Source organism: Alteromonas ponticola, from assembly GCF_012911815.1.
Classification (GTDB): Bacteria; Pseudomonadota; Gammaproteobacteria; order Enterobacterales; family Alteromonadaceae; genus Alteromonas; species Alteromonas ponticola.
Genome location: NZ_JAATNW010000001.1, coordinates 204,696 through 230,738 on the forward strand (window position 1 = coordinate 204,696; position 26,043 = coordinate 230,738).

Consider the following 26,043-nt stretch of genomic DNA (forward strand, 5'->3'; position numbering starts at 1 on the left):
CTGGATTTTATCATTATTATCCCGCGACTCTACCAAAACTCATAGCCTGTAACAATTGGGATTTTTGCGTTTGCCGTAAAACCTGTACAATCTTAAGTCGATATTATCAGGAGATGTTGAATGCCAGCAAAAAGTGGGATCAGTTATTTTACTATGGGCTTTAGTCTTATTAAAACTAAAGGACTAAAACGGTTTGTTTTCATACCCTTTAGCGTCAATCTGATTTTATTTGCGACCGCATTTTATTTTCTGTTCGGTCAAATTGAGGTAGGCATCGCCTGGTTGCTCAACAGCATTCCGGAGTGGTTGGGCTGGATCAAAGACGTACTGGTGTTTATTCTCTGGCCCATAGCAGTTATCAGCGTATTGTTGGTGTTTGCGCTGATATTCGGCACCCTGGCAAATTGGATTGCTGCTCCCTTCAATGGCATTCTGGCGGAAAAGGTAGAGCGACATCTTACCGGGCAATCTCTGGGCGACGAAGGTATAGTCAGCCTGATCAAAGATATTCCACGAGTGCTGGGCCGGGAATTCTCTAAATTACTTTGGTATATACCAAGAGCGATTGGCTTCTTTTTAATCTTCTTATTCGTACCTGTGATCGGCCAAGCCATCTGGTTTATGTTCAATGCCTGGATGATGTCCATACAGTATTGCGACTATGCGTATGACAATCACAAGGTGACTTTTTCTGCGATGCGCACGCATTTAGGCCAACACAAAGGTTCAGCGCTTTCGTTTGGCATGATGGTTAATGTCTTTTCATTGATCCCCATCGTTAACTTTATTGTAATGCCAGTTGCTATTTGCGGTGCAACCGCAATGTGGGTGGAAAAATTAAAACCAGATTTGGAATCGCGGGTTAATCATCAGATTCAACGCTGACATCAGTAGACGCGGCTTTATTAAACTGTTCGTACTTACGTAACCAGATATCAGCCTGAGTCGACTGGCCATTGCGATGAAATGACTGAAAAAGGTTCATGTAGATAGGCCGCAACGCAGTAGGATCCTGCAACTGTTGTTGCCAGAGCGTTAAGTAAATTGGTGGAATCTTTCCGCTATCGTGATGTTCAAGAAACGTAACTTCATTTGACGGCTTATACGCTTTCACCTGGGCATTTTCGCAGGTCTTCGCCAGCCATACACCGGTAAAATCCGGCTGCTGTTGCCAGCGACTCAGTGTTTCCACCGGCGAATAGGTTAGCTCACCATCAAAGATGAGATTGGGCGCTTCCTGACGATTGCAATATCGGTTTGCCATACCATTACTCAAAGGATACTCGTCGATAAAACCTGCAAAATGGGCCAATTCATGCACAAAAACATCATAGGTGTCAGTCAGATCCAGAAACATGACCCCATTGTTGACGTTCGCTTTACCAGACTGATGCAGAATAACTGCATGGGTCAGATCACGGGTTTTTACCACCAGTGACAACGGTCTTATATCACAGCCTAAGCGACCACTTTGTCGCCAATTGTCAGTGCATGCCAGTTTTTCTGCCTTTATTCTGATGGGTTTTTGCAGGCAAATGGGTAGCGCAGATAGACGTTTGTCATGATTAAACTGATTATAGATTGAATTGGCCCGCTCGGTTGTGGCAAGGGACGTTGCGAATAACTGAATTCGTTGGCGACATTGCCTGTCTGCCGGCCAACTAGCCGAGCCAATGGACTCAATAGTACGCTGAGGAAATTTAGCAATTAGGTCTAACCAATATTCAGCCTCCGGATGACCTTCATCAACGGCTCTCTGCAACACCTCAATACCTTGTTCCTGCTTGCCTTCGTCAATCAAAATTCGACCAAGATAGAATGCACTTTGCGTAAAGGCATTTTGCGTTTTCTCAAGCAACGGCCGGGCTTTTTTTACCTTGCCATTGAGAAGGTACCAATCAGCCAGCGCTGCCTGCGCCGGCAAATAGTTATTCGCGGAGGCTTTCAATAGCCAGTTTTCTCGGACTACTGCATCCTCAGTCGCCATGGCATAGGCCAGTTGCGCTTCGGGAACATTACCCTTTGCCGCCATGTGAATGAGCGAATGATCGCCTTCTTCTTTGGCGAGCAACCTGTGCAATGCCCATGCTGCTTCGGGGTGGCCCAGCGCGACCAGTTTATTGAGCCAGTAAGTTTGTTCGCGGTCCGCTGAAAACTCAATTAATGCCGTTTGCGCTTCGTCGTCTCCCCCTTTGGCGGCTAACCAAAGCAGGCTACCGGCATACGTTGTTTGACTCGCGTTAAAAAAGAGTTGGGAGGGCAGACGGCCGCTATCGCCAGACAATAAGAAGCACAAGGCTAACGCCAAAAAGAATCCACGCATAAATTTTAACGTTATTCAGCTATGTCATCGGGATTATGTAGCCTGACCAGTTCTAGTCGCGCATAGCGATGCTCTACGTAGTCAAATACATTGGTGCTTAAGGCAAGTTTGAAGTAGTTCGCTGCGATGCCGCGATTACCTTGTTGGGTGTGAAATTTTCCAAGATAAAAATAGGCCTCACATAATCTGTCGGTTAGCTCTTTTTGACTGGATATCCCTTCTACCAGGGCAGCAAGTACTTGCTGTTCGGAAAGATCGCCAAGAAACAAGTCGACCAGTTTAGTCGCCCAATGTGACGCATCCAGCTTCTCTCGCATGCTTGTTAATTTGATTCTACCTTGCTCAGTGTCCACTTCAGCTGCAGCAAAATAGGTCCATAAAGCGCGAAATGGGTCTGATTCATCTATCGCCAGAAAACGGTTCAAATCTTTTACTGCTAAATCAGAGCGACCACCATAGTAAAGTGCGATGCCTCTATTCAAAAAAGCGAAGTCGTAATTGGGGTTAATGTCTAGCGTGGAATCGAATGCTTCATAAGCCTGAATAAAATCCATTTGCTGAATATAATGAATTCCAATGGAATTATAGGCTTCTGCCATGTCCGGTTTTAATACCAGTGCCTGAGAGTAATCAAATTGAGCCAGTCCCCCAAGGCCAACGCTGTCGTATAACATACCGCGCTGGTAAAACAATTCGGCCTTATCTTCATCGTTAATGGTTTCGCTGGCAAGGATCTGATTGTATCGAGCAATCGCCATTTGCGAACGTGGGTTTATCGGCGCAGGTTCTGCAAGCAACAGATTACCCATCTCCGCTTTAGGTTTTGCAGGGCTTGCGGTTTGTGCACAGCCACTCAAAATAACAGAGCTACATAAAAATAAAGTGAGACTTATAAAGTGGCGCATGTTAAAAAGAAATCTCGAAAGCAAGTGAAACGCTGCAAACCGTCTGCAGCTGAAAGCCGTCACGATCGCGTATTTGATTGTAAAAGTAAAGTATAACACGCAAATCATGAAGTAATATGGATACTCAAACCCTTAAAAACCACGCCTTAATTGCGCAGAAAAATGCTCACGCTCCGTACTCAAATTTCAAAGTGGGTGCCGCCATATTAGGCCAGGATGGTCAAATTTATTCGGGCTGTAATGTTGAAAATGTGGCCTATCCGTTGGGCCAATGCGCAGAAGCGACAGCAATTGGAACCATGGTAAGTAATTCATGCACCAAAATCGATAAAATTGTTATTGTCAGCCCGAATGACCAACTCTGCTTCCCCTGCGGCGGTTGCCGCCAAAAAATCGCTGAGTTTGCCGACAAAGATACCGAAATTGTTATGATTGACCAGACAAACGAACAAAAAACTGTGCTGCTTTCAGAGCTGCTTCCTTTTGCCTTTCAAATGGAATAGGTGTGTTTACTTACACCAGACAGCCATCTTAACTGGAAGGGATCAATGCGTTTATTTGCAGGGATTCTTGCTCACCTGGGGCTACCTTTAACGCAAAAATTCAACGTTACCGGCAATAGAGTGATGGTGGGTGATCTGGGTAAAAAATTCGATCCGACGATTGCAGAGCATGCAGAAGTAATTGCCCCATTTAACATCCGTGGCCGTCGAAATATTCACAAGTACAAACCTAAAAAGGGTCATTTGGGTAGAGTAAATGTATGGCAGAATGATGCCCCACTCAGTGATAAGAAAATTCTTGTATTTGGTAACTCATTTTTCGCCGAAGGAACAAGCCAATATCATTTAACCTGGTGGTTGAGTCAGTATTTCGCTCAGGTACATTTTGTCTGGGCGGTGTCCCCCGATTGGAAATTAGTCGACAAAATGCAGCCGGATATACTGATATGTCAGACCATCGAACGGTTCATGAGAAATCCCCCCAAAAGTTAACTTCACACAGAGCATGATGTCTGTACTGTCATTATATCCGGTTAACTGTTACGTTGTTGAAGCGCTGTCAGCTGCGCTTCAGTAGCTGGAAGCTGGTGCTTTTCCTTCCATTCACTATAGGGCATTTTATAGATATGTTCACGGGCTTGCTCATAGTCAAGGTCGATGCCCTCGTTTTGCGCTGCTTCTGCATACCATTTAGCTAAACAGTTACGACAGAAGTCGGCTAAAATCATTAAATCAATATTCTGTACTTCCTTGTGCATATCAAGATGTTTAAGAAGCCGGTTAAATACTTCTGCATCGATTTTATTTTGCGTCAAACTGTCCATCTATTTCTCCAACAAAAAAAGGGAGCGAAATTTTCGCTCCCTTTGATACGGTTAATTCAGATTAGTCTTCTTTAGGCTGCTCTGGCGCTGCAGGTTTTTCCAGCAGCTCTTTTATGCTTAGACGTACGCGATTCTGGCGATCGATTTCCATCACTTTCACGTCTGTCATTTGACCTTCAGAAAGATAATCAGACACTTTGTTCACGCGCTCATGAGCGATTTGCGAAATGTGAACCAAGCCTTCTTTACCCGGCAATACTTCTACAAACGCACCGAAGTCAACGATACGCGTGACTTTGCCGTGGTAAGTTTTGCCTACTTCAATTTCAGCCGTTACCGCTTCAATCATGCTGATAGCTTTCTCAGATTTCGCACGTTCAGTCGCAAAGATCTTGATAGTGCCGTCATCTTCGATTTCGATATTAGTATCTGACGCTTCAGTAATCTGACGAATCATCGCACCGCCTTTACCAATTACATCACGGATCTTGTCCTGGTCAATTTTAATAGTATAAATGCGAGGTGCAAATTCACTCAGCTCTTCACGGTGACCACCGATAGCTTCATCCATAACATTCAGGATGTGAAGACGAGCTTCTTTAGCCTGTTTTAGCGCTACCTGCATGATTTCCTTGGTGATACCTTCAATCTTGATATCCATCTGCAGTGCAGTAATACCATTGGTCGTACCCGCTACTTTAAAGTCCATGTCTCCCAGGTGATCTTCATCGCCCAGAATATCTGAAAGTACAACAAAATTGTCATCACTTTTCACCAGACCCATCGCAATACCAGCAACTGATGCTTTAATTGGTACACCTGCATCCATTAGCGCCAACGAGGTACCACACACTGATGCCATTGACGAAGAACCGTTTGACTCAGTAATTTCTGAAACAACGCGCACTACGTAAGGAAATTCAGCTTCATCAGGCATGACCGCCTGAATACCACGCTTGGCCAAACGACCGTGACCAATCTCACGACGCTTAGGCGAACCAATCATGCCTGTTTCCCCAACACAGTATGGAGGGAAGTTGTAGTGAAGCATGAAACGGCTATCACGTTTGCCCTGCAACTCATCGATCATCTGCGCATCGCGTTCAGTACCTAACGTTGCCACTACCAGCGCCTGCGTCTCACCGCGAGTGAATACTGCAGAACCGTGCGCACGCGGTAAAATACCTGTAGAGACATCAAGCGCACGCACCATTGCCGGTTCACGACCGTCAATACGCGGTTGACCATCTAAAATTCTTGAGCGAACCACGTCGCTTTCCAGCGTATGAAGCATATCCAGCGCTTCTTTTTCATCTTGCTCAGAATCACGCTCAATAATTTCTGCCAGTGCTTTTTCAGTCACAGCAGTGACGGCATCTTTACGCTGCATTTTATCTGAAATTTGATACGCTTCGGTCATGCCCTTTTCAGCCAATTCTTTGACTAAAAGTTTCAACTGAGTATTTTCTTCTTTAGGCTGCCAGTTCCACTTTTCAGTGCCGACCATGCCAGCGAAATCGGAAACGGCGTCAATCACAGTCTGCATTTGCTCATGACCAAACATAACAGCACCAAGCATGACGTCTTCAGACAGCACTGATGCTTCAGATTCAACCATTAACACTGCATTTTGTGTACCCGCTACGACTAAATCGAGCTGGCTGGTTTCTTGTTCAGTAGTGCGTGTATTCAGCATGTATTCGCCATCTGAATAACCCACACGAGCGGCACCAATTGGGCCATTAAATGGCATTCCTGAAATGGCCAGCGCTGCAGAAGTTCCGATCATTGAAATGATATCAGTAGGAATTTCAGGGTTTGCAGAAACCACGGTTACTACGACCTGAACTTCGTTTTTGAAACCATCTGGAAATAATGGGCGGATTGGGCGGTCGATAAGACGCGCGGTCAGGGTTTCACCTTCAGATGGGCGCCCTTCTCGCTTGAAAAAACCACCGGGGATTTTACCCGCAGCATAGGTTTTTTCCTGATAATTAACGGTTAATGGAAAGAAGTCCTGATCTGCTTTGGCTTCTTTTTTTCCCACAACTGTGACTAACACAGATGTGTCATCCATGCTTGCCATAACGGCAGCGGTTGCTTGACGGGCAATAACCCCCGTTTCAAGCGTTACAGTATGCTGTCCATACTGAAATGATTTAGTAATAGGAGTCACTATTTGTCCTTTCTCTTCAATTCTATTTTTGTTTCGCTTTTCAACGCGGCCGATAGTATAGCTGCGAATAGCAATGAATACCATTGTGAAATCAAGATGCTGACAGATAAACCTGTGTTCAGCTTCAGTACAAGTTCAAAAGGGTGACACTATCAGGATTTTTTCTGACCAGCGTGAACTGCTCTATCTTCCTGTTCCTGAAGTTCTTTAAACCAAAGGCTCATCCAGTCAGCGCTTATTTTTTGTTGCAGAGAGTAGGCTTGATCAGTTGGACAGAACAGTGAAACCGTAACGATAAGTTTTGCATACTCGTTCGTCTCCACCATGACATCGGGATCAATTGAAATAAATTCTGCATCGAGATTTCGTTCGATTAACCCTTTGTAACGTTCAGCAACATCGCGAAAATACTCGCAGTGTGCGCGCGCTCTGGCGATAAATGCGGGTAACAGCTTATACGCATTTGCTGTAGGCTCATTGGTTAAGGAAAAAGTGTGCATAGTATAGCGACGCAAGAAGTTCAGGTTTCTGACTGTCTGCGTTACTAATTGACTATTGGGTACATAGATATGTTTACCCGTATAGGAAAAAGACTCAGGATCGACTTCCAGCAGTGCCGTTTTAGCCCAGTCCATTTCAACCACTTCACCCAGGTTTTGATTCATCTGTATCCAGTCACCTACCCTGAACGGCCTGGCGCCTAAATAGTAGATAAATCCCATAAAGCACTGGATGAATTCGCGGGTAGCCAGAACGATGGCAACCATAAAGGCCGCTATAGAAATCGCCAAAGATTGAATCTCTGATGCCCAAACCATCATCACCAGAATGATCAGCAAGGCATTGCCCAATTGCGCCAGAATTGTTATCTGATGCCGTCTGTCTTCTCCCTGACGATTGCTTCGCTTCTTAATAATCTTAAGAATGACACGCTTGACCAATAAGAACACGAAAATTAATAACGCAGAGGCTAACAACTTATTCGCGCCTAAGAAGGTTATTACTTCTCTCCACACTGCGTTAATTTCTGTCACTCACCCACTCCTTTTTCCATACAAATAAAAACACCGGAAAAGTTTCCGGTGTTTGGCATTATGAACAAGGTAAGCTATTGATACAATACAGACCAGTTATGATCTGATTTGACCTTCCCCGTTTACCAGATATTTTTCAGTCGTCAACGACTCCAGTCCCATTGGACCATAGGCATGAAGCTTAGTGGTTGCGATGCCAATTTCCGCACCGAGTCCCAGTTGACTGCCGTCGGAAAAGCGTGACGAAGCGTTGACCATAACCACTGACGCATCGGCAGTACGCTGGAAACGCGTTGCTGCTGCCTTATCTTCAGTACAAATAACTTCAGTATGGTTACTGCCAAAGCGAGCGATATGCTTGAGTGCATGATCCATATCATCGACCACGCGGATAGCGATCTCTAAATCAAGATATTCTTCACCATAGCCACTCTCTTCAATCACATCTGCATCCGGGAACCATTTGCTGGTTCTTTCGTCAACGTGCAATTTTACCTTGTGCTCTGCTAGTGCTTCTGCAACCTTGGGCAGAAAGTCACCGGCAACAGCCTGATGAACTAATAAACCCTCAAGTGCATTACACACACCAGTGCGCTGAGTTTTGCCGTTTAACAACAGGTTCATAGCTTTATCTAAATCTGCTTCTTTATCAACATACAGGTGGCAGACACCTTTGAAATGCTGGATTACCGGTACTTTTGCATTATCAGTAACGTAATTTATCAAGCCTTCGCCGCCACGGGGAATGATTACATCGATATAGTCCCGCTGATTCATTAATTCTTGCATCAACCCACGATCTGGATCAGGTACTACGGTTATCAGTGCTTTAGGCAGCTTATGCTTTTCCAGCACATCCTGAAGCAACCCTGCAATGGCAAGGCTTGAATCCAGCGCCTCTTTACCACCGCGCAGTATCACTGCGTTACCTGACTTGAAACAAAGCGCACCGGCATCTGCCGTCACATTGGGACGCGCTTCATAGATCATGCAGACAACGCCAAGTGGGATCCGCATTTTTCTAATATCAAGGCCATTGGGGCGTTTTCCGAACTCGCGCGTTGCACCGACTGGATCAGGTAGCTCAACAATTGTTTCGATACCTTTCGCCATATCTTCGATGCGTTCGTCGTTCAAGATTAATCTGTCGACCATTGAAGCTTCCAGATTATTGTCCTTTGCGCGAGCAACCTCTTTTTGGTTGACCTCAATAATTTTTTGTTTGTTTGCACGAATAGCTTCTGCCATGTCCTGCAAAACCTGATTCTTTTTACCTTCATCCAAGACAGCCAGCTCGTAAGCCGCTGCTTTGGCTTCTTGTGCTAGTTGTGTAATTAAACTCATTCTTTCTCCAAATTTGCTATATGCTTGTTAGAAATAATCGGCCCGGTTTTTTTCTCAAACTCCTGCGCGAACTCTTCATTATCCTGCTTTGCAATAAAATTGAGCAGACAACTACTGTAATTCGAACGCGCCTTGACCAATTTTGTACCATCATCCTTTCTGACCAGAATAGTATCGCCAACAGAAAACTCACCTTTCACGGCAATGATTTCACTGCTGGTCAACTGTTCAGCTTCATTCTCCAGCGAGGCGGCAAAGTCACTTTCGACGATCACCTCACCCTGCGCATTCGACGTATGACGCATCCAATGAATGTTTTCCTTCATTGGCTTGTCGTGCGCCTGGAAATGGGTCCCAGGATTTTGTCCTTCAAGCAACTGGTTAAAGGTTGTTTCTGTAAATCCGTTTACGATAAAGGTATCGATTCCATGCGAAACTGCCTTTTCCGCAGCTTCGATTTTGGTGCGCATACCACCTGTGCCTACGCCACCTTCAACGGCGCCACCGGCCATGTCGTAGATACTCTGATCGATATTGTCTACCCACGACAGTAGCTCTGCGTCGTCATGCTCATTAGGATTCTTGTCATACAATCCATTAACATCTGAGCAAATAATAAGTGCATCTGCATCAGCCGCCGCAGCAACCATTGCCGACAAATTATCATTATCGCCGACTTTGAGTTTGTCAGTGGTGACCGTGTCATTCTCATTAATAATGGGCAGTATTTCATGCTCCAACAAACTGAAAATAGTTTCACGGATGCTGATATACCGTTCACGGTCTCGCAAGTCGGCATGGGTTAACAAGATCTGCGCCGATGGAAAGTCGAACAGTCTATCCCAGGTTGCAATCATCTCGGTTTGCCCTGCTGCTGCCATCGCCTTTTTAACCGCGATTTCAGATTTTTCGTGATCACTGAACTGGTGTGCACCTGCAGCGACAGAACCTGAAGACACAAGCACAACCTGAGTTCCCATAGCCCGACATTTAACAATGAACTGGGCAATACTCAATAAATAGTGGCTGCTACAACCTATCTTATTAGGAGATATCAGCGCACTCCCAACTTTGACTACCACACGTTTCCAATTATGACTCATGTATCTTACTCACCTTACTTTAACTTTTTTGCTCTGCCAGTTCCTGAGTAGCCTCTGCAAACATTCGTACTGTTGCTTGGCCAGGCTCTGTATCGAGTTTTGATACCCCCCACAGCGTAAGCGAACTTACGAGAAACCCAGGAACGATTTCATACATCACGCTACTTAACGTTTTTCCATCTGGTAAAAGCGGCAGATAAATCCATACCAGAACGGTGACAGCACCTGATACGATGCCTGCCAACGCAGCTTTGTGCGTCAGGTCTCTTTTATACAGACAAAACAGCACTAATGGACCAAATGCAGCACCAAATCCTGCCCACGCATTACTCACCAGCGATAAAATACTGTTTGACTGATCCATGGCCAGCAATAGTGCAGCTACCGCCACGCCTGCCACCCCTAATCTGCCCAGGGTTACCGTGGCTTTAGCACTCGCCTGCTTCTTTGATACAACATTTAAAATATCTTCGGTCAGCGAACTGGCTGAAACCAGCAACTGCGACGAAATTGTACTCATAATCGCCGCCAGTATCGCTGCCATTAAAAATCCACTAATTAATGGATGAAACAATATCTGCGAAAAAAGAATAAATATTGTTTCAGGGTCATCCACCTGCAAACTAAATTGATTAGCATAGGCTATACCTACGAAACCTGTAGCCAATGCCCCAACAATGGTAACCAACATCCACGACATGCCAATGTTTCTTGCAGTAGCGACTGCTTTGACTGACCTGATCGCCATAAACCGGACAATAATATGAGGCTGCCCAAAGTAACCCAGTCCCCATGCCAGGCTTGATATCAATCCGATTACCGTCAACGATTCCCACGTCTGTGCCAAATTCGGAATTGATTCAAATGCCGCTGCATTCATTTGCCCTATGTCTTCAAATTGTGTGAAGGCAACAATTGGCACCAGTACCAGCGCGACAAACATGATACAACCTTGCACAAAGTCCGTAAGGCTTACGGCCAGAAAGCCACCCAATAAAGTATAGGACACTACCACGCCAAGCGTTATGAAAAGTCCTAGTTGATAATCAAGCCCGAATGCACTCTCGAACAGCTTGCCACCCGCGACCAGCCCGGCTGATGTATAAAGGGTGAAGAACAAAACGATAATTATTGCTGAGACCATTCTTACGCTTGCATTGGCCTGCCCGAATCGTTTCGCAAAAAACTCTGGGACGGTGAGTGAATCATCAGCCACTTCGGTGTAAACGCGCAGCTTTGGCGCAACGGCTAAATAATTTACCAGCGCACCGGCAACCAAGCCGATGGCAATAAACATGGCATCAAATCCTGCCACAAACATAGCGCCTGGTAACCCCATCAACATCCAACCACTCATATCCGATGCGCCCGCGGATAATGCAGTTACCTGAGGGCTGACTTTGCGGCCACCCAGAATATATCCAGAAATATCGCTTGTTGATTGTCGATATGCGAATAAGCCAATACCTAACATCGCCACGAAATATAACGCCAGCGAGATATAGCTTTCTGCTTGCATAAAAGAAAATCACCTCATTTAGATTAAAAAAAAGGTGTTCGAGATACTTTTACATCGAACACCATTAATTCGAACTCTAATTATATTCATATCTGGCATTAGAATGCAAACGGGATTGTCGCCAACGTATGATTTTCCAATCAAAATGTGGGATGAAAAACCCCTCACTACCATCTCATAAAGGGTTCAAACTGAAGCGTACAATAACATATATATCATATAGATAGCTTGGCTTTACACCGTGCAGTCACTGCCCTCGGCTCCTTGAATTGGCTCATCGAAACTAAGTATAACGTATGAAAATAATGACTATAGCGTGAAAACAGTTATGAATTCATTGAATAGCAATAATTTGACTAAGAAGCCTTTCTGTAGCGGATACCGCCTCATCGTGCATAACATTTTCCGGTGCGTAGCCAGTCACCCGCTTGATGATATTTTCTCTCTCTGCCTGGCTTTCAGCCACCTCATATAGTTTCGGGTGAAGGTAATATTGCTGGCAAACGGCAGGGGTGTTTCCTAACATCGCCGCGACATGTTTGGTTAGCGTTGTAGACCACTTTCGACGTGGGCTCTGTTCAACCAACTGTTTGACAGAGGGTAAGCTGAACAAGCCAAATCGACATGCAGCCCACGTTCGGAAATCTTTGCAGGAGTATTCATCGCCAAGGTGAGTATGAATAAAGTGATTTACGTCATCACTATCCACATCGTGCCAGTGCCCCTCATCGTCCAGAAAACGAAATAATGCATACCCTCTTTGCTCGGCACTTTGAGAAACCAACTCTGCCAGTTGCGGATTTTCAATCTCGACCTCTCTATCTTTATTATGCTTACCGATAAAATTGAGACGTACTGTTTCACCCTCCGAGCACACATGCTTTCGCCTGAGCGTCGTCAGTCCAAAGGTATTATTCTGCTCAGTATACTGTCGGTTACCTGCCCTTAAACCTGTGTGGTCTAACAGTAGGGTTACCAGTGACAGCGACTTGTCCATCGACCACGTTTTATCATTCACGTGACTCCAGCAAAACTTTCTAAACTCGGGTAGTCCACTTCCGAAATGACTTAGCTTGGCAAACTTTTCCTGCTGACGCGCTTTGTGCCACTCTTCGTGGTAGAGATATTGTTTACGACCCTTTGTATCATACCCAACTGCCTGGAGATGTTGCGTTGGCGAACGACTAATCTGAACATCTTTCCAAATAGGGGGAATGACCAGCTTTTCGATCCTTCTCAATAGTCGCCGATCGCTGATTTTTTTTCCGGAGGAATAAAAATACTCGAAACCTTTGCCACGGCGTTTTCGCACTATCTCTAAGGGCGCTGATTGCATAAACCACGTACCTGTAACTGCGTTTACTTTTGAATCTAATACAGTGATGCGCGGGTATACGTTTACAATTTATCAAAAAGGCTCGGATTTTTAATATTCGATTTTGATGCGCGTCAAAATGAGAATTTTTTTCAGGAAACGTCGAAATTTATTCCTGCTTCGTGGCTATAATAAACAGGTATTAAATCAATAAGTTTTAAAATTGTATGTTTTTTAATATGTTAAAGATAATTGTTGAAAAAAGGTACGAAGTTTGAAGCAGTTACGATAGCTGTCTATCGGTTGCCCGTTACTTGATCCCGCAATAACAAACTGATCGGCATTTTGCGTTATAAGATGAGGAGGACGCATGAGCCAGAAAATACAACATCATGACACCATAAAGGAATCGTTGGTGGATTCCGAGCATCTTCAGATTGCCGCCATTTATGATACGGCTGAAGATGCGCAGAGGTCTGCAGAGGAGCTCAGCCAGGATTCGGGCATCAGTCGTCGGCAGATTGTGATGATAAATCCTGATGATACGCATTATGGAGAGAAGCTTGAAGGCTCCAGCCGTGCGATAGGCAAAACAATGTGGAACTCGCACTTGCTGTTGGGGACTATCGGACTATTGGCTGGTTTAGCAGCCGCATTTTTATTAGTGACGTTCGGCCCTGCACTGACACAGCAAAATCCGTTATTCACTTACATTGCGTTAATCAGTCCCGGTATATTTGTAGGTTTATTTTTTGCTGGTCTGGTTAGTCTGCGTCCCGACAGAACTGAAATAATTGACGCCGTAAGGCATGCAATGAAGACCCGCCACTATGCACTGGTGGTCAATTTGAAAAAAAATCAGTCGGCTGCGAAGGTTGCTGAAGTGCTTAAACGCAAAAGTTCTCAGGTGGTAGAAGCCATCCACTAGTTGAACAAAGGTCGACGGCTTACTCCAGGTAAGCCTTCGACTCACCACTTAATTTGTTTTTTATCCCGAAAGAAGCTTCCGTTCGGTCCATCATCTTTTAGTAAACCTAACCATATTGCAGTTTCTGCGCCCTGTTCTGGTGTCCGAGGGGCGTCTTTACCGCCCATCCGCGTGTGCACCCATCCCGGACACACAGCATTAATTTTCACGTTTACATTCTCCGGAACGCGATTGGCTAGTTTTTTGGTAAGTGCATTCAGCGCGGCTTTGCTTACTGCATAGGCTACCGGTCCTTCCATTCCCTCAGCAAACGCTCCCCACCCTGATGACACATTGACAATTCGACCAAAATTCCGCTCTATCATTCCTGGCAACAGTAATTGGCACAATAAGAAAGGCCCTTTGACATGAACCTGTAATGACTTCTCAAAATCAGCTTCGCTCAGAGCATCGTATTCCGCATCTATCATCACCCCAGCGTTATTAATAAGAATGTCGATATCGCCGTAGACAGCCTGAGCGCGAACGATACATTCACTAATCGTATCCGAATTTGACAGATCAATTTCTACCACCTGAATATCATTACCAGGAATATCTTTTCGTGCAGCTTCCCCCTCTGCTTCTTCTCGCACCCCCATCAATACTTTACAGCCTTGTTCAGCAAATCCTTTCGCAATTTCAAACCCAATACCGCGATTAGCGCCGGTTACTAATACAGTTGAAGTCATATCGATTCCTATGCGTGTTTGTTACTCTTTGCGTGTCGAAAATAGTTCGACAATTCAATTAATATGGGTAACAGAATTGCCCAGACTATCGCCAAAATAATAAAAGTCACCAGTGTCGAAAATGAAAATGTTACGGCATCAAAGTGACGGCCAGCCAAATAACTGATCGGTCCAGCAACGGCACCAATAAGAATTTGTACAGCACGACTTTTAATCCAGATCGAGAGGCTATGATAAGTCGATATTGCGAACGCAGCCCACAATATCACCAACCAGACTGGAATAAGCCCAATTGAAGGCTGGTCACTGAAGACGAACACCTTGTTTGCGGTGAGTAGATTATCGATTAGACAACCAATAACCACACCGACCAGCATGATGAACAGATCACGCTTAGGTGTGCTGGTGACAAAGAAATGCAACACGACGAGGGCTGCCACCAGATAAATAAATTTCATTTGATAGGCCACGGCCAGAATCCAAATCACCTGAAACCACACTACGTTAAATAGAGTAAACAATCGATTCGGCGTAGCGCTTGTTCTGTCGGCGTTCATTTTTTCCTACAGTTAAATAGACCACTGATTGACATTTATCTTAAGCTTCTTGCTACGAAACTGAACTAACATAGTTCAGTTCTCAGTAGTAATAAGGGCATGGAAAGAAAGGAGAAAAAACGGTGAAGATGGTGAAGTACTATCTTGTAAGTGCGTTAGTGGCTGGTATAGTGGCCTGGACGATTCCCTGGCTATTGGTCAGCATTTTATTTTGGTGGATCGCGCTCTCACTTACAGTAGTGAGTAGTGCCTATATCTTTCGTTACCCCTCTTTGTTCAGGAAACGCAATGATGGAAGCATCCCGTTTTACATCAGATGGATCTTCATTCCATTTTTGCTGGGCACAGACACCTATAACAGTTGGGCACGCAAGAACGATAAGGTGCCACCCATTCAGCAGATTGACGAAAATCTCTTTCTCGCCTGCCGCCTGTTTCATCACGATATAGAAACCCTGAATGAGTTAGGTGTCACCGCCATATTGGATGTCACCGCTGAGTTTGACGGTCTTGATTGGACAGCGTATCAGGCGGATTGCGATTATTTGAATATTCCGGTACTTGACCATACCAGCCCAACACCGGAACAATTAAATACCGCTATTAACTGGATTGAACAACATATTGCCGATGGCAATAAGGTTGTTATTCACTGCGCATTGGGACGCGGGCGCTCTGTCCTCACCCTGGCGGCCTACCTCCTTGCAAGGGATGATCAGCTATCTATAAAAGAGGTGATGAAAAAGATCCAGTCTGTCCGTAGCACCGCGAGGTTAAATAAGCGGCAGATGAAATCATTATCGCATATCAAACAAGGTGGGCGCCTGCAGTTGCTTAAATCACTTTTCCTCATCGCAAATCCGGTTGCAGGTGGAGGCAAATGGGAAGATGAAAAAGAAAATATTCTCGCGCAATTGAACCCGCATTTCCGCGTAAGCGTGTTTGAAACGACCGAGGATATATCAGCTACAAGATTGGCAAAAAAAGCAATAGAACGGCGCGCTGACATTATCGTTGGGTGCGGTGGTGACGGCACAATTTCAGAAGTTGCACGGCAGTGTCTGGAATCAAATACTGTGTTAGGTGTTATTCCTCTTGGCACAGCTAACGCGTTAAGTCAGGTTATCCATGGTGTAATTCAGCAGATTGATCCTATCGATACGGCATGCACGGCCATCATTGAGGGCAGTCAAACAAAAATTGATACCGCGATTTGTAACGATAAGCTAATGCTCTTGGTGGCAGCTGTCGGATTCGAACAGAAAATGATACAAACGGCTGACCGTTCTCAAAAAAATGAAGGGGGTCAGATGGCCTATCTCAAAGGGCTCTGGGATGCGATAAGCAAGAATGAAACGCTTAGCTTGCAGGTCAGATTTGATCAGGAGCCGGTTACCGATATGCAGACACCAAGCCTGGTTGTAGCCAATGCAGCGCCAATCACTACAGCGCTTGCTCAGGGGGGAGATGAACCCGATCTGACCGATGGAAAACTCGATATAACCTGGTTAACACCACAGGAAAATTCTGATCAGCAGTTTTTATCCCTGGCCGAGCTGGTTTTTGATGATGCAGAAACAAAAAAAACCTCCTCACGCGTTAATCATCGGCAAGCTTCTGAAATTGAAATTACCTTTAGTCAAGAAAGAGAGTATGCATTGGACGGGGAAATTTTTAAGGCTAAAAGTATCAATATCAAAATTTTACCGAAGAGTTTGACGATATTAAGCGAGGGACAGATAAATGGTTAATCGTCAGACGGTTGAACTTTGCGTAGTGTGAAGCAGTAAATAAATGGAGCAACATCAATACTTTCTAATTGAGTAAATGGAAAAACAAGGAATAAACCTATGGCGTACACCTCGAATTTGGATGAGTTTAAAGAGTGGATCACCACACGCTATCCAGATCAGAAAGAGTACTTACAAGCTACTCTTGATATCGCCAAAGATGTTATTCCAATATGTAATGCCAATGAGAAATACAAGCAGTGGGACGTATTCAAACGCCTTTGTGAGCCCGAGCGAACTATTCAGTTTTGTGTGACGTGGCTGAACGACGCTAATGAAATACAAATCAACAAGGGTTGGCGCGTCCAACACTGTGGTCTCATCGGGCCTTATAAAGGTGGCTTACGCTTCCATCCCACCGTAAATGAGTCAATTCTTAAATTCCTTGCGTTTGAGCAATCTTTCAAGAATGCATTGACCGGGTTACCCATCGGGGGGGCCAAAGGAGGTTCCGACTTCAATCCTAAAGGACGAAGCGATTATGAAGTGATGCGCTTCTGCCAGGCTTTCATGCAGGAGCTTCAGCGCCACATAGGCCCTTACACTGACGTTCCTGCCGGCGATATCAACGTAGGTAGTCGCGAAATAGGTTTTCTCTACGGGGAATATCGAAAGATTAATAACCGTTTCGGTGGCGCTATTACGGGCAAAGATATTGAGTTTGGTGGCAGCTATGTGCGTACAGAGGCGACCGGGTTTGGCTTAATCTATTTTCTTGATGACGTTTTAGAACACACTGGCACCAACATCAAAGGCAAACGAATTGCCGTTTCCGGTGCCGGCAATGTCGCACTGCATGCAGCGTTAAAGGCAACCCAACATGGCGGCAAAGTAGTGACTCTGTCAAATAGTCGGGGAACGCTGATTCATGAAAAAGGCTTCACTGAAGAAGACTTAAATTGGGTTATTAATCACAAAGGTGAACCAGACAATATTTTGTTATCTCTCAATGAGCGTATTGATGGAGATTGGAAGGCCGATGAAAAGCCATGGCAAACCGAAGTGGATATTGCCCTGCCCTGCGCTACGCAAAACGAACTTATCGGTAAAGATGCCAGAGCACTAATCAGCAACGGCTGTAAGTTCGTTTTAGAAGGAGCCAATATGCCGTGTAACGATGCCGCACAACGGGCTTTTTCAGATGCAAAAGTCGTGTTTGTACCTGGCAAAGCGTCCAACGCAGGCGGGGTAGCACTGTCAGGTTTAGAAATGTCGCAAAACGCCACTTTTCATAAAGCAACATATAAAGCGATGAACTCTGCGCTTAAAGAAATTATGGCTAATATCCACCGTCAATGTGTTGAGGAAGGTGACGAGGGTGATTATGTTAATTACGCAAAAGGAGCAAACGTCGCCGCGTTTCGACGCTTAGCAGACGCCCTTGTCGCGCAAGGCGTTTGAGTAAAGAAATTTGTGCCCTGTGCTGTGTAAAATTCACGCACAAATTACCAGCACTTAGCGTGACTATGTCGCAATTTCTATAAATTAGAATACTTTCAATCGGTTACAAAAACCCTGAATTTGGAACGAAATTCGCATCAATGTTGTTAATTCAGGATGAGGAGATATTCCATGAAGATATTTGAAGCACTAAGACAAGATCATGAAAAACAAAGGTTATTATTAAAAATATTGGCAGAAACCAGTGGCGACACGCCAGCCAGACGAGAGTACTACTCTGAACTGAAGGAACAGTTAGAAACGCATGCAACCGCAGAAGAGCGTTATTTCTATTCTCCACTGATGCAATCTGATAATACAGTAGAACTATCACGCCACGGTGTTGCCGAGCACCATGAAATTGACGAGCTTATCGAGAAGCTGGACGGAACGGATATGAGTTCATCAGCCTGGCTTCGTCATCTAAAAGCCTTGCAAGAGAAGGTGGAGCATCATCTTGCAGAAGAGGAACGGGAGTTTTTCCAAGTTGCCGGTAAAGTGCTAAATGAATCGCAGAAAGAAAAGCTGGCCAATAATTATCAGCAAGAGATGCGCGCTGAGCTTCACCACTAAACTTTGATAGATAATCGTAAGTAGCTGGCAATTGCGTCTTGCAGCAAGTACAAGACAATTGTCGCAGCTGGCGTAACAAAGCATGTTACGCCAGTTTATAACTTCTTATCTTATAAACAATTTCCATTCCTATAGGTCTATTTAGCGTCAAACGCCGTTTAAAGCGTAATTATTCTTTATTTAACAGATTAATGCGCCTTATCAAATTTAAAACTCGGCTCAACACGACATGGGAAGCAGTCAGTACCAGTTATTGGTTTATACCCGTGGTTATGATGATTGCCATGAGCGTGCTGTGTCTGTCATGTCTATTTATCATTCAACGTTCTCAATTACCCGATTTTGTTATCAACCTGATCCCAACAGTTCAGGAAGATGGTGCCAGACAACTTTTATCGACCCTGGCCACCGCGATTATCACAGCAACAAGTATTGCTTTTTCGATGACAATCGTGGTTCTAACCATGGCGTCGGCCCAGTTTGGTCCCAGGCTGTTACGTACCTTTATGCTGGACAAAGCAACGCAAAGTGTTTTAGGTATTCTGGTGTCATCTTTTTTGTTTTGTATCATTGCGCTGCATCATCTTGGCGCAATCAGGGATAACGCTGACGCGCTTTCCATTATCTCTACCGTAACCTTCTTTATCGGCATAGTGAATTTGTTTGCGCTTATCTTCTTTATCCACCATCTTTCAAATGCAATACAGGCTGAAGAAGTCATACACAAAAGTTTCGATGATTTTAAAGTCAATCTGCCGTCACTGCTTCCGAAACCGGAAAAAGAAGACAATGAACAGCCCATTCCCAATAAATTAGTACCTGAAGCGGAATACACAATTGCCTATTTTTCTGAATCTGGAGGATACGTACAGACCATCAATTATTCGGAGTTTCTTAACTCTGAAATTAGAGGTGTGTCTGGTTTTGAAATACTGGTCAGAAGCGGTGACCATGTAATGCCTGGTGAGAAGATCGTCATAATTCATTCTAGATTTGCATTGACCGAACAACACCTTACCAGCTTAAACGGGCTGATATTGCTTGGGCATCGCAGAACCCCCGTTCAGGATCCAGAGTTTGCAATCAGTCAACTGGTGGAAATTGCGCTCAGAGCACTGTCACCAGGAATAAATGATCCGTTTACCGCAATTTCCTGTCTGGATAAGCTCACTTCTGCCTGTATTCTGATGAGTCGCCGTCCTTTCCCCTTCGACACAATCTTCAATACAGAACGCCAAACATGGTTAAAACGCAGAACGTTTACCCTGTCAGGAGTAATCAACACGTCATTTGACCAAATCAGGCAATCAGGGAAAAGCCATATCGCTATTGGCTTGCATATGTTGGATTGTTTACAAAAGCTTAGCCATCATTTGAGTGAGGACTATGAAAAACTGATCAAACAGCAAGCCAATGCCACTTATGAGCTCTTAATGGATGCCAGACCTTCATTAGTCGACAAGGACAAGGTAGAACGTATCATGGTTAACTTTGATGTGCACGACACCGTGTTCGCACACCGTAACCACGCAAAAGAAAAATTCGGGAGTGCCAGCTAATAGGCTGCGACTCCCGTTAAACGTAAACGACGTTATCGTGTGGCGATAATGTAAACAGCGTGGATGATTCCTGGGATATATCCCAAAATAGTTAATATCACGTTGATCCAGAAATGTTTACCCAGACCCACCTGTAAAAACACCCCAAGAGGGGGAAGTAAAATTGAAAGAATAATGCGAATAATATCCATCTTAAAGTCCTTATCTAGAACGTTAACAATAACATGTAACCAATATTGGTCGCGCAAGCCATCACACTAACCAGCAAATGATGTTTTCTCAACTTGATTTACTGCAAGTTGTTTGCCAGCCTGGAATGTTTAGGGTTAATTCTCTTGTTTAGTAGCGTCGGTCAGTTCATTGGCGGACACCGGCTTACTCAGGTGAAAGCCCTGGGCCTGAGTAAAGCCAAGCTCTTTCAATAATGCCAGCGTCATATTACATTCCACACCCTTTGCGGTTGCTGAACAGCCGACGTCGCGCGCTAACGCCAGCGTGCCTTGCATTACTCGCTGAGCGCATTGATTAGACTCTACATCGACTGCGAAAAACTTATCTAACTTCAGTTTAGCGTGAGAAAATGCCTTAAGGTGATTTAATGTAAGATAACCTGTGCCAAAATCATCGATGGCAATATTGAACCCCTGGTCGTGCAAAACTTTCAATTTCTGCGTAGCAACAACCCCATTACTGGCAATATCCCGCTCTTTAATTTCAATTTCGACATCAGCAGTTTTAAGTCCATTCCTCTTGACGCACTCGACCAGTTTTTCAACAAAGCTATCTTGATGAATATCCGCTGCCGAAATATTAATTGCTACCTTGAAAAGACAACCCTGCTGCCGAAATCGGGCTAAATCTGATAGCGCGCGACGTATGACCCAATCTGTTACCTGAGTCAGCATCCCGGCCGCGCTTGCGACCTGCAAAAACTCTTCAGGTTCAACATTACCTAGTTCGGCATTTTTCCATCTCAGCAGAGCCTCTACCGTATCTATTGTGTTAGTGAGCAGATTATAAACAGGCTGATAAACCAACGTGAGCTCTTCATTTAACCCCAACAACGCTTCATTCAACTTCTTCGCTAGCGTGAATTGACGTGTTACGCTTAAGTCGAGTGCGTTATTGTAGTGAATTAGCTTTTGATCCCGTGCCGCGGCTTCAGCAAACGCGACGCTGACTTTTTGGTCTATGTCAGCCACATCGTTGGCCGGAGTAGGACAATCAATGATAACCACAGCGATATTGATTGAAATTGAAAAAAAATCCTGTTCTACAGGTTGCTCTACAATATGATAAAGGGTTTCGATCTGCGCATCAGTGAGCCGGTGCTCTGGAAAAAAAGCAATATCTCCATCAGCTGTTCTTGCTGCCTTACCAGGCCACCGTCTAATCCTCTTAGCTATCACGTGTAGACAGAACTCAGCCCTGTCTGCGCCATGAAATTTAGTGATAGCATCAAAATCCAGCAGTTTAAAAAAAACCAATTGCAAGGAGACATTTTGTGTTATCGATTTTGTCACCTCCTGATCAAAATAGGCTCGATTGAAAAGACCGGGAATACGGTCCTGATGAGACTGATGGGTTTTATAATTTTCGTCGCGTACCAGCGTATGTTGAAGCGAATTAAGCGCCCCATGTAATTGAGTTAATTCTACAAAATTGGAACGAAATTGTGACTGTTTCACTGCACCGTGGCGACCTGTGCTTTCTGTCAGTGCTGACAAACGCACCAGTGACTTACTGATGTTGCTGCCGAGCCAATGGGCGGCAAATAACATGATTGCAGTTAACAATAATACGAGCCACAGCAGGTTATATAATAGTTTCTGTAATATATTGGACTGTGGACTCAAATCAAGAAGAAGAAAAATAGAAAGCCCTGGGTGAGTAAACGTGGCTGAATTTAACCTGTTCAGCGACAATACTTTTTCGCCAGTGTCATAATATGTTGCGGAAAGGTTTTCCGGCGACACTTTAACCATTGACGAAAGAGCATCGGTTGTTAAATGGGTGGTGGACAACAACAACTCATCGGTAGGTGATAGCAAAAGCACATCGGTATCATAGTCAAAAACCAATTCACTAAACAATGAGGCTTTGATTGTTTCTCTCGCTGTCAATGTCAATCGTGGCGCTATTGCTACAGATACCTTCAAATACACTTGGTTATTGATGGTTTCAAGACCATAGGTTAGCGGTTTCTCCAGGGTAGCCCTGTCGACAGTAAAGGCCGCGTCTCTAACGCTACTAAATTGTTCGGCAATGCGATTTAATGCCTCTACATCAGCCAGTTCAAGTCTTGTCTGAAAAACAGCTGATTGTTGCAGTTCTGTGGCTTGTTGGTGAAGAGTTTCAGCAGACTGCTGAATTGTCTTATAAACCTGCTGTTCAGAAAGATGGCGAAGACGCTGAGAACGTTCGTCTAAAAGATCGTAACTTGCTATCCAGACTGCAATTGCACAAAGGGCGCCTGTAAGCAAAACCCCGGCTATTATTGCACCAATCAGTGTAGTTTTAATTGTTAAGTGCATAAAAATACGACCGCTTAAATTGTTGGATAGTAAAGGCTTATAGCAAAGCGCATCGTTAGCTACTGACGCAATGCGGTTGGAATTTAATACCCCTTAAGGCGTGTATCTGATCAGGGCAGAGTCAATTTATCAGTGAATCACAGACACAAAAAAAGCTGCAATTTATGCAGCTTTTCAAATTTGGTGCGGAAGGCGGGACTTGAACCCGCACGAGCAATGCTCACCACCCCCTCAAGATGGCGTGTCTACCAATTCCACCACTTCCGCGAAAAATTAATTGTTGCCGTCTTTATCGTCTTCGTTATCGACAACCGGCACGTCCGATTGCTCCTGACTGACAACGGGCACGTCCGAATCGTTAACAGGAACCGTATTGGCATCCTCTGCTGGAACAGACTCTTGTTGAGCAGCTGGAACTTCCAGATTATCCCACTGATCTTCTGTCGTTTCGCGATTCGCAGTAAGATTTCCCAAAATCAAACTAATAAGAAAAAACAGGGTCGCTAAAACACCTGTAGTGCGCGTCATAAAATTTCCAGACCCACTCGATCCAAAAACCGTATTTGAGCCACCCGCACCAAACGATGCGCCCATACCAGCACCTTTACCTTGTTGAATCAGAACAAATCCGATTAACATAAGTGCAACGATCAGGTACGAAACTAACAGCACTTCGTATAACATAATTACCTCGTCAGTTTGCCGCTTGGCAAATTGCAATAAAATCTTCTAGCTTAAGACTGGCTCCACCAATCAATCCACCGTCAACGTCGGGCTGCGAGAATAACTCTTTAGCATTATCAGCTTTGACGCTGCCGCCATAAAGCAGGCTGATGCTATCTCCCACCCCTTGTGCATTTTCATTTAATGTTTGACGAATAAATGCATGCACTTCCTGGGCTTGTTGAGGCGTCGCAGTTTTGCCCGTGCCGATGGCCCAAATTGGCTCATACGCAATGACACAGCGTTTCAACGCTTCAACACTTAATAAATCTGTTAATGCTTTAATTTGGTCGCCGATAAAAGCTTCAACGGTCTGCTGCTCGCGAACACTTAATGGTTCGCCAACACATACAATTGGAACAAGCCCTTGCTCTATTGCCTGTGCCGCTTTTTTAGCTACCAGCTCGCTGCTTTCATGTTGAGATTCTCTGCGCTCTGAATGCCCAACAATCACATGACTGCAACCCGCATCTTTCAACATGGCCACCGAAAGTTCTCCGGTATGTGCGCCATTATCAAGATGACTTACATTCTGGCCACCCAGACTGAAATCATGATTTGAAAACAAAGGTAAATAAATTGATGGTGGGCAAATTACAACAGTGCAGGACAGCTGCTGCGTTTTCAATTCGTTGGAAAATTGGCTGACCAGGCTTCGATCACCGTTCATTTTCCAATTTCCAGCCACCATAGGTACGCGGTTGTTTTCCATTACTGTTCCAGCCTTAGCCCTATTAAAGCGGGCGTGATATTAACGATTTCAGGATTAATATACAAGTATAAAAACGTATTTACATACACTTGCAAACTAACTGGCTACTTTACGTACAGCCTCAGCGATACTCTCTGACCATTTGACAGACTCTGCTTCATCCTCCGCTTCGACCATCACGCGGATCAATGGTTCGGTGCCACTTTTACGTAACAGCACACGCCCTCTTTTACCCAGTGAATTTTCAGCTTCCATGGTCGCAGATTTAACACTGTCTGCATCCAATGGATTGACTCCGCCAGGCGCGTAGCGAATATTAATAAGCTGTTGCGGGTACTTTTCAAACCCGCTGCTAAGTGAGTGTAAATCCATATTCGATCTGATCATAGCAATCAGTACCTGCAACCCTGCAACGATGCCATCACCGGTAGATGACGCATTCAAGTTTAATACGTGACCTGAATTCTCACCGCCTATGCTCCACCCCTTCTGCTGAAGCAATTCCATAACGTAACGATCACCCACCTTGCTGCGGGCAAAAGGTACGCCCAACTTATTTAAAGCATTTTCAAGGCCCAGATTACTCATCAGGGTACCCACTACGCCACCTTGCATTCGGCCATTCTTTAGTGCGTCTCTAGCAATAATAAACAGGATCTGATCACCGTCTATAATATTACCGAGATGGTCTACCATCATAATACGGTCGCCATCGCCATCCAACGCAAAACCAAGGTCGGCGCCGGTTTCTTTCACTTTATCAACCAACCCCTGAAGCGAAGTTGCACCTACATTTTCATTGATATTTAAACCATTAGGGGAGGTGCCGATTTCGATTACTTCTGCACCCAGCTCACTCAACACATTGGGCGCTATGTGATAGGTCGCGCCATGTGCGCAATCAACAACTATTTTTAAGTCCTGAAGAGACAGTTCTGATGGGAACGTACCTTTACAAAACTCGATGTAGCGTCCGGCAGCATCACTGATACGGGTTGCTTTGCCCAACTTATTGGAAGCAACACATGTCATTGGCTGGTCCATCATCGATTCGATAGCCAATTCAATGTCATCATCCAGTTTGAAACCATCTGAAGAGAAAAATTTGATGCCGTTATCATAGTAAGGATTATGCGAGGCACTTATCACTATCCCGGCTTCCGAACGAAATGTCTTGGTCAAGTAAGCAATGGCCGGCGTGGGCATAGGCCCCAGCAAACCAATATTGATTCCTGCTGCCGACAAGCCAGCTTCCAGCGCAGATTCCAGCATGTAACCAGATATTCTGGTGTCCTTTCCAATCAAAACTTTGTTGGTTCCCCTGCCAGCTAAAACCTTACCCGCGGCCCAGCCTAATTTGGTAACAAATTCAGGGTTAATGGCACTTTCACCCACTTTACCGCGGATCCCATCAGTACCAAAGTATTTGCGATTTCCCATCGAGGTTCCT

Annotated in this window: 24 protein-coding genes and 1 tRNA gene; 8 read left to right on the forward strand and 17 right to left on the reverse strand. The window is 44.8% G+C overall.

The features are described from left to right. The first annotated feature begins 120 nt into the window (after positions 1 to 120). On the forward strand, positions 121 to 885 hold the full coding sequence (cysZ, locus tag HCJ96_RS00775; RefSeq protein ID WP_211162644.1) for a sulfate transporter CysZ: 765 nt from the start codon (positions 121 to 123) through the stop codon (positions 883 to 885). On the opposite strand, the gene HCJ96_RS00780 is transcribed toward cysZ, so the two are convergent. Together HCJ96_RS00780 and nlpI are read right to left on the reverse strand one after the other, a co-directional pair. Beyond that, positions 863 to 2,323, reverse strand: a complete 1,461-nt coding sequence (locus tag HCJ96_RS00780; RefSeq protein ID WP_169209124.1) for a sel1 repeat family protein — start codon at positions 2,321 to 2,323, stop codon at positions 863 to 865. The genes cysZ and HCJ96_RS00780 overlap by 23 nt on opposite strands. A gap of 11 nt (positions 2,324 to 2,334) precedes the next feature. Further along, positions 2,335 to 3,228 (reverse strand): lipoprotein NlpI, encoded by an 894-nt coding sequence (gene nlpI, locus HCJ96_RS00785; protein ID WP_169209125.1) that lies wholly within the window; start codon positions 3,226 to 3,228, stop codon positions 2,335 to 2,337. A gap of 116 nt (positions 3,229 to 3,344) precedes the next feature. Here nlpI and cdd point away from each other — a divergent pair, with 116 nt between their 5' ends. Then, positions 3,345 to 3,731 (forward strand): cytidine deaminase, encoded by a 387-nt coding sequence (gene cdd, locus HCJ96_RS00790; protein WP_169209126.1) that lies wholly within the window; start codon positions 3,345 to 3,347, stop codon positions 3,729 to 3,731. Positions 3,732 to 3,776: 45 nt separating this feature from the next. Continuing rightward, entirely contained in the window at positions 3,777 to 4,223 is a 447-nt protein-coding gene (locus tag HCJ96_RS00795) for an alginate O-acetyltransferase AlgX-related protein (protein WP_169209127.1), read from the forward strand. Positions 4,224 to 4,264: 41 nt separating this feature from the next. On the opposite strand, the gene HCJ96_RS00800 is transcribed toward HCJ96_RS00795, so the two are convergent. The 7 genes from HCJ96_RS00800 to HCJ96_RS00830 form a co-directional block, all read right to left on the reverse strand. Further along, positions 4,265 to 4,555, reverse strand: a complete 291-nt coding sequence (locus tag HCJ96_RS00800) for a DUF1244 domain-containing protein (RefSeq protein ID WP_169209128.1) — start codon at positions 4,553 to 4,555, stop codon at positions 4,265 to 4,267. 61 nt (positions 4,556 to 4,616) lie between these two features. Continuing rightward, positions 4,617 to 6,731, reverse strand: coding sequence for a polyribonucleotide nucleotidyltransferase (gene pnp, locus HCJ96_RS00805; protein WP_169209454.1), 2,115 nt, complete (start codon positions 6,729 to 6,731; stop codon positions 4,617 to 4,619). Between the two features lie 152 nt (positions 6,732 to 6,883). After that, a complete protein-coding gene (locus HCJ96_RS00810) occupies positions 6,884 to 7,765 on the reverse strand; it encodes a mechanosensitive ion channel domain-containing protein (RefSeq protein ID WP_169209129.1) in 882 nt (293 codons plus the stop codon). A gap of 96 nt (positions 7,766 to 7,861) precedes the next feature. Further along, positions 7,862 to 9,109 carry a glutamate-5-semialdehyde dehydrogenase gene (locus HCJ96_RS00815; RefSeq protein ID WP_169209130.1) on the reverse strand — a complete coding sequence of 416 codons (1,248 nt, stop codon included), beginning with the start codon at positions 9,107 to 9,109 and terminating at the stop codon, positions 7,862 to 7,864. After that, positions 9,106 to 10,212 (reverse strand): glutamate 5-kinase, encoded by a 1,107-nt coding sequence (proB, locus tag HCJ96_RS00820; RefSeq protein ID WP_169209131.1) that lies wholly within the window; start codon positions 10,210 to 10,212, stop codon positions 9,106 to 9,108. The genes HCJ96_RS00815 and proB overlap by 4 nt, the downstream gene beginning before the upstream one ends. Before the next feature lie 19 nt (positions 10,213 to 10,231). Then, positions 10,232 to 11,731 carry a sodium/proline symporter PutP gene (gene putP, locus HCJ96_RS00825; RefSeq protein ID WP_169209132.1) on the reverse strand — a complete coding sequence of 500 codons (1,500 nt, stop codon included), beginning with the start codon at positions 11,729 to 11,731 and terminating at the stop codon, positions 10,232 to 10,234. A gap of 334 nt (positions 11,732 to 12,065) precedes the next feature. Continuing rightward, the gene (locus tag HCJ96_RS00830) at positions 12,066 to 13,067 is read right to left on the reverse strand and encodes a DNA topoisomerase IB (RefSeq protein ID WP_169209133.1); all 1,002 of its coding nucleotides are present in this window, start codon (positions 13,065 to 13,067) and stop codon (positions 12,066 to 12,068) included. A 349-nt stretch (positions 13,068 to 13,416) separates the two neighbouring features. Here HCJ96_RS00830 and HCJ96_RS00835 point away from each other — a divergent pair, with 349 nt between their 5' ends. Next, positions 13,417 to 13,974: a hypothetical protein gene (locus HCJ96_RS00835; RefSeq protein ID WP_169209134.1), complete on the forward strand. Its 558-nt coding sequence runs from the start codon at positions 13,417 to 13,419 to the stop codon at positions 13,972 to 13,974. A gap of 41 nt (positions 13,975 to 14,015) precedes the next feature. Here the strand turns inward: HCJ96_RS00835 and HCJ96_RS00840 are convergent, their stop codons facing one another. Next, positions 14,016 to 14,705, reverse strand: a complete 690-nt coding sequence (locus tag HCJ96_RS00840; RefSeq protein WP_169209135.1) for an SDR family NAD(P)-dependent oxidoreductase — start codon at positions 14,703 to 14,705, stop codon at positions 14,016 to 14,018. Between the two features lie 8 nt (positions 14,706 to 14,713). Beyond that, on the reverse strand, positions 14,714 to 15,262 hold the full coding sequence (locus HCJ96_RS00845) for a DUF2878 domain-containing protein (RefSeq protein WP_169209136.1): 549 nt from the start codon (positions 15,260 to 15,262) through the stop codon (positions 14,714 to 14,716). A gap of 122 nt (positions 15,263 to 15,384) precedes the next feature. Between HCJ96_RS00845 and HCJ96_RS00850 the strand changes: the two genes are divergently transcribed. The 4 genes from HCJ96_RS00850 (at position 15,385) to HCJ96_RS00865 (ending at position 20,624) form a co-directional block, all read left to right on the forward strand. Further along, positions 15,385 to 17,013: a diacylglycerol kinase family protein gene (locus tag HCJ96_RS00850; RefSeq protein WP_169209137.1), complete on the forward strand. Its 1,629-nt coding sequence runs from the start codon at positions 15,385 to 15,387 to the stop codon at positions 17,011 to 17,013. Between the two features lie 99 nt (positions 17,014 to 17,112). Next, positions 17,113 to 18,453, forward strand: a complete 1,341-nt coding sequence (gene gdhA, locus HCJ96_RS00855) for an NADP-specific glutamate dehydrogenase (protein ID WP_169209138.1) — start codon at positions 17,113 to 17,115, stop codon at positions 18,451 to 18,453. A gap of 171 nt (positions 18,454 to 18,624) precedes the next feature. Next, positions 18,625 to 19,065, forward strand: coding sequence for a hemerythrin domain-containing protein (locus tag HCJ96_RS00860; protein WP_169209139.1), 441 nt, complete (start codon positions 18,625 to 18,627; stop codon positions 19,063 to 19,065). Positions 19,066 to 19,256: 191 nt separating this feature from the next. Continuing rightward, complete coding sequence (locus tag HCJ96_RS00865; RefSeq protein ID WP_169209140.1) at positions 19,257 to 20,624, forward strand: DUF2254 domain-containing protein; 1,368 nt, start codon at positions 19,257 to 19,259, stop codon at positions 20,622 to 20,624. 32 nt (positions 20,625 to 20,656) lie between these two features. Here the strand turns inward: HCJ96_RS00865 and HCJ96_RS00870 are convergent, their stop codons facing one another. The 6 genes from HCJ96_RS00870 to glmM form a co-directional block, all read right to left on the reverse strand. Continuing rightward, a complete protein-coding gene (locus tag HCJ96_RS00870) occupies positions 20,657 to 20,815 on the reverse strand; it encodes a YqaE/Pmp3 family membrane protein (protein ID WP_169209141.1) in 159 nt (52 codons plus the stop codon). Positions 20,816 to 20,950: 135 nt separating this feature from the next. After that, a complete protein-coding gene (locus HCJ96_RS00875; protein WP_169209142.1) occupies positions 20,951 to 23,158 on the reverse strand; it encodes an EAL domain-containing protein in 2,208 nt (735 codons plus the stop codon). A gap of 181 nt (positions 23,159 to 23,339) precedes the next feature. Next, positions 23,340 to 23,425: transfer RNA gene (locus HCJ96_RS00880), tRNA-Leu, on the reverse strand. Positions 23,426 to 23,431: 6 nt separating this feature from the next. Further along, complete coding sequence (secG, locus tag HCJ96_RS00885) at positions 23,432 to 23,842, reverse strand: preprotein translocase subunit SecG (protein ID WP_169209143.1); 411 nt, start codon at positions 23,840 to 23,842, stop codon at positions 23,432 to 23,434. A gap of 10 nt (positions 23,843 to 23,852) precedes the next feature. Then, positions 23,853 to 24,593 carry a triose-phosphate isomerase gene (gene tpiA, locus HCJ96_RS00890; protein ID WP_169209144.1) on the reverse strand — a complete coding sequence of 247 codons (741 nt, stop codon included), beginning with the start codon at positions 24,591 to 24,593 and terminating at the stop codon, positions 23,853 to 23,855. A gap of 96 nt (positions 24,594 to 24,689) precedes the next feature. Beyond that, positions 24,690 to 26,033 (reverse strand): phosphoglucosamine mutase, encoded by a 1,344-nt coding sequence (glmM, locus tag HCJ96_RS00895; RefSeq protein ID WP_169209145.1) that lies wholly within the window; start codon positions 26,031 to 26,033, stop codon positions 24,690 to 24,692. Positions 26,034 to 26,043 lie beyond the last annotated feature (10 nt).

Coding starts and splice junctions, on each gene's coding strand:
- cysZ (WP_211162644.1), top strand. CDS start 121: ATGCCAGCAAAAAGTGGGATCAGTTATTTTACTATGGGCTTTAGTCTT.
- HCJ96_RS00780 (WP_169209124.1), bottom strand. CDS start 2,323: ATGCGTGGATTCTTTTTGGCGTTAGCCTTGTGCTTCTTATTGTCTGGC.
- nlpI (WP_169209125.1), bottom strand. CDS start 3,228: ATGCGCCACTTTATAAGTCTCACTTTATTTTTATGTAGCTCTGTTATT.
- cdd (WP_169209126.1), top strand. CDS start 3,345: ATGGATACTCAAACCCTTAAAAACCACGCCTTAATTGCGCAGAAAAAT.
- HCJ96_RS00795 (WP_169209127.1), top strand. CDS start 3,777: ATGCGTTTATTTGCAGGGATTCTTGCTCACCTGGGGCTACCTTTAACG.
- HCJ96_RS00800 (WP_169209128.1), bottom strand. CDS start 4,555: ATGGACAGTTTGACGCAAAATAAAATCGATGCAGAAGTATTTAACCGG.
- HCJ96_RS00815 (WP_169209130.1), bottom strand. CDS start 9,109: ATGAGTTTAATTACACAACTAGCACAAGAAGCCAAAGCAGCGGCTTAC.
- proB (WP_169209131.1), bottom strand. CDS start 10,212: ATGAGTCATAATTGGAAACGTGTGGTAGTCAAAGTTGGGAGTGCGCTG.
- putP (WP_169209132.1), bottom strand. CDS start 11,731: ATGCAAGCAGAAAGCTATATCTCGCTGGCGTTATATTTCGTGGCGATG.
- HCJ96_RS00830 (WP_169209133.1), bottom strand. CDS start 13,067: ATGCAATCAGCGCCCTTAGAGATAGTGCGAAAACGCCGTGGCAAAGGT.
- HCJ96_RS00835 (WP_169209134.1), top strand. CDS start 13,417: ATGAGCCAGAAAATACAACATCATGACACCATAAAGGAATCGTTGGTG.
- HCJ96_RS00840 (WP_169209135.1), bottom strand. CDS start 14,705: ATGACTTCAACTGTATTAGTAACCGGCGCTAATCGCGGTATTGGGTTT.
- HCJ96_RS00845 (WP_169209136.1), bottom strand. CDS start 15,262: ATGAACGCCGACAGAACAAGCGCTACGCCGAATCGATTGTTTACTCTA.
- gdhA (WP_169209138.1), top strand. CDS start 17,113: ATGGCGTACACCTCGAATTTGGATGAGTTTAAAGAGTGGATCACCACA.
- HCJ96_RS00860 (WP_169209139.1), top strand. CDS start 18,625: ATGAAGATATTTGAAGCACTAAGACAAGATCATGAAAAACAAAGGTTA.
- HCJ96_RS00865 (WP_169209140.1), top strand. CDS start 19,257: ATGCGCCTTATCAAATTTAAAACTCGGCTCAACACGACATGGGAAGCA.
- HCJ96_RS00870 (WP_169209141.1), bottom strand. CDS start 20,815: ATGGATATTATTCGCATTATTCTTTCAATTTTACTTCCCCCTCTTGGG.
- HCJ96_RS00875 (WP_169209142.1), bottom strand. CDS start 23,158: ATGCACTTAACAATTAAAACTACACTGATTGGTGCAATAATAGCCGGG.
- secG (WP_169209143.1), bottom strand. CDS start 23,842: ATGTTATACGAAGTGCTGTTAGTTTCGTACCTGATCGTTGCACTTATG.
- tpiA (WP_169209144.1), bottom strand. CDS start 24,593: ATGGAAAACAACCGCGTACCTATGGTGGCTGGAAATTGGAAAATGAAC.
- glmM (WP_169209145.1), bottom strand. CDS start 26,033: ATGGGAAATCGCAAATACTTTGGTACTGATGGGATCCGCGGTAAAGTG.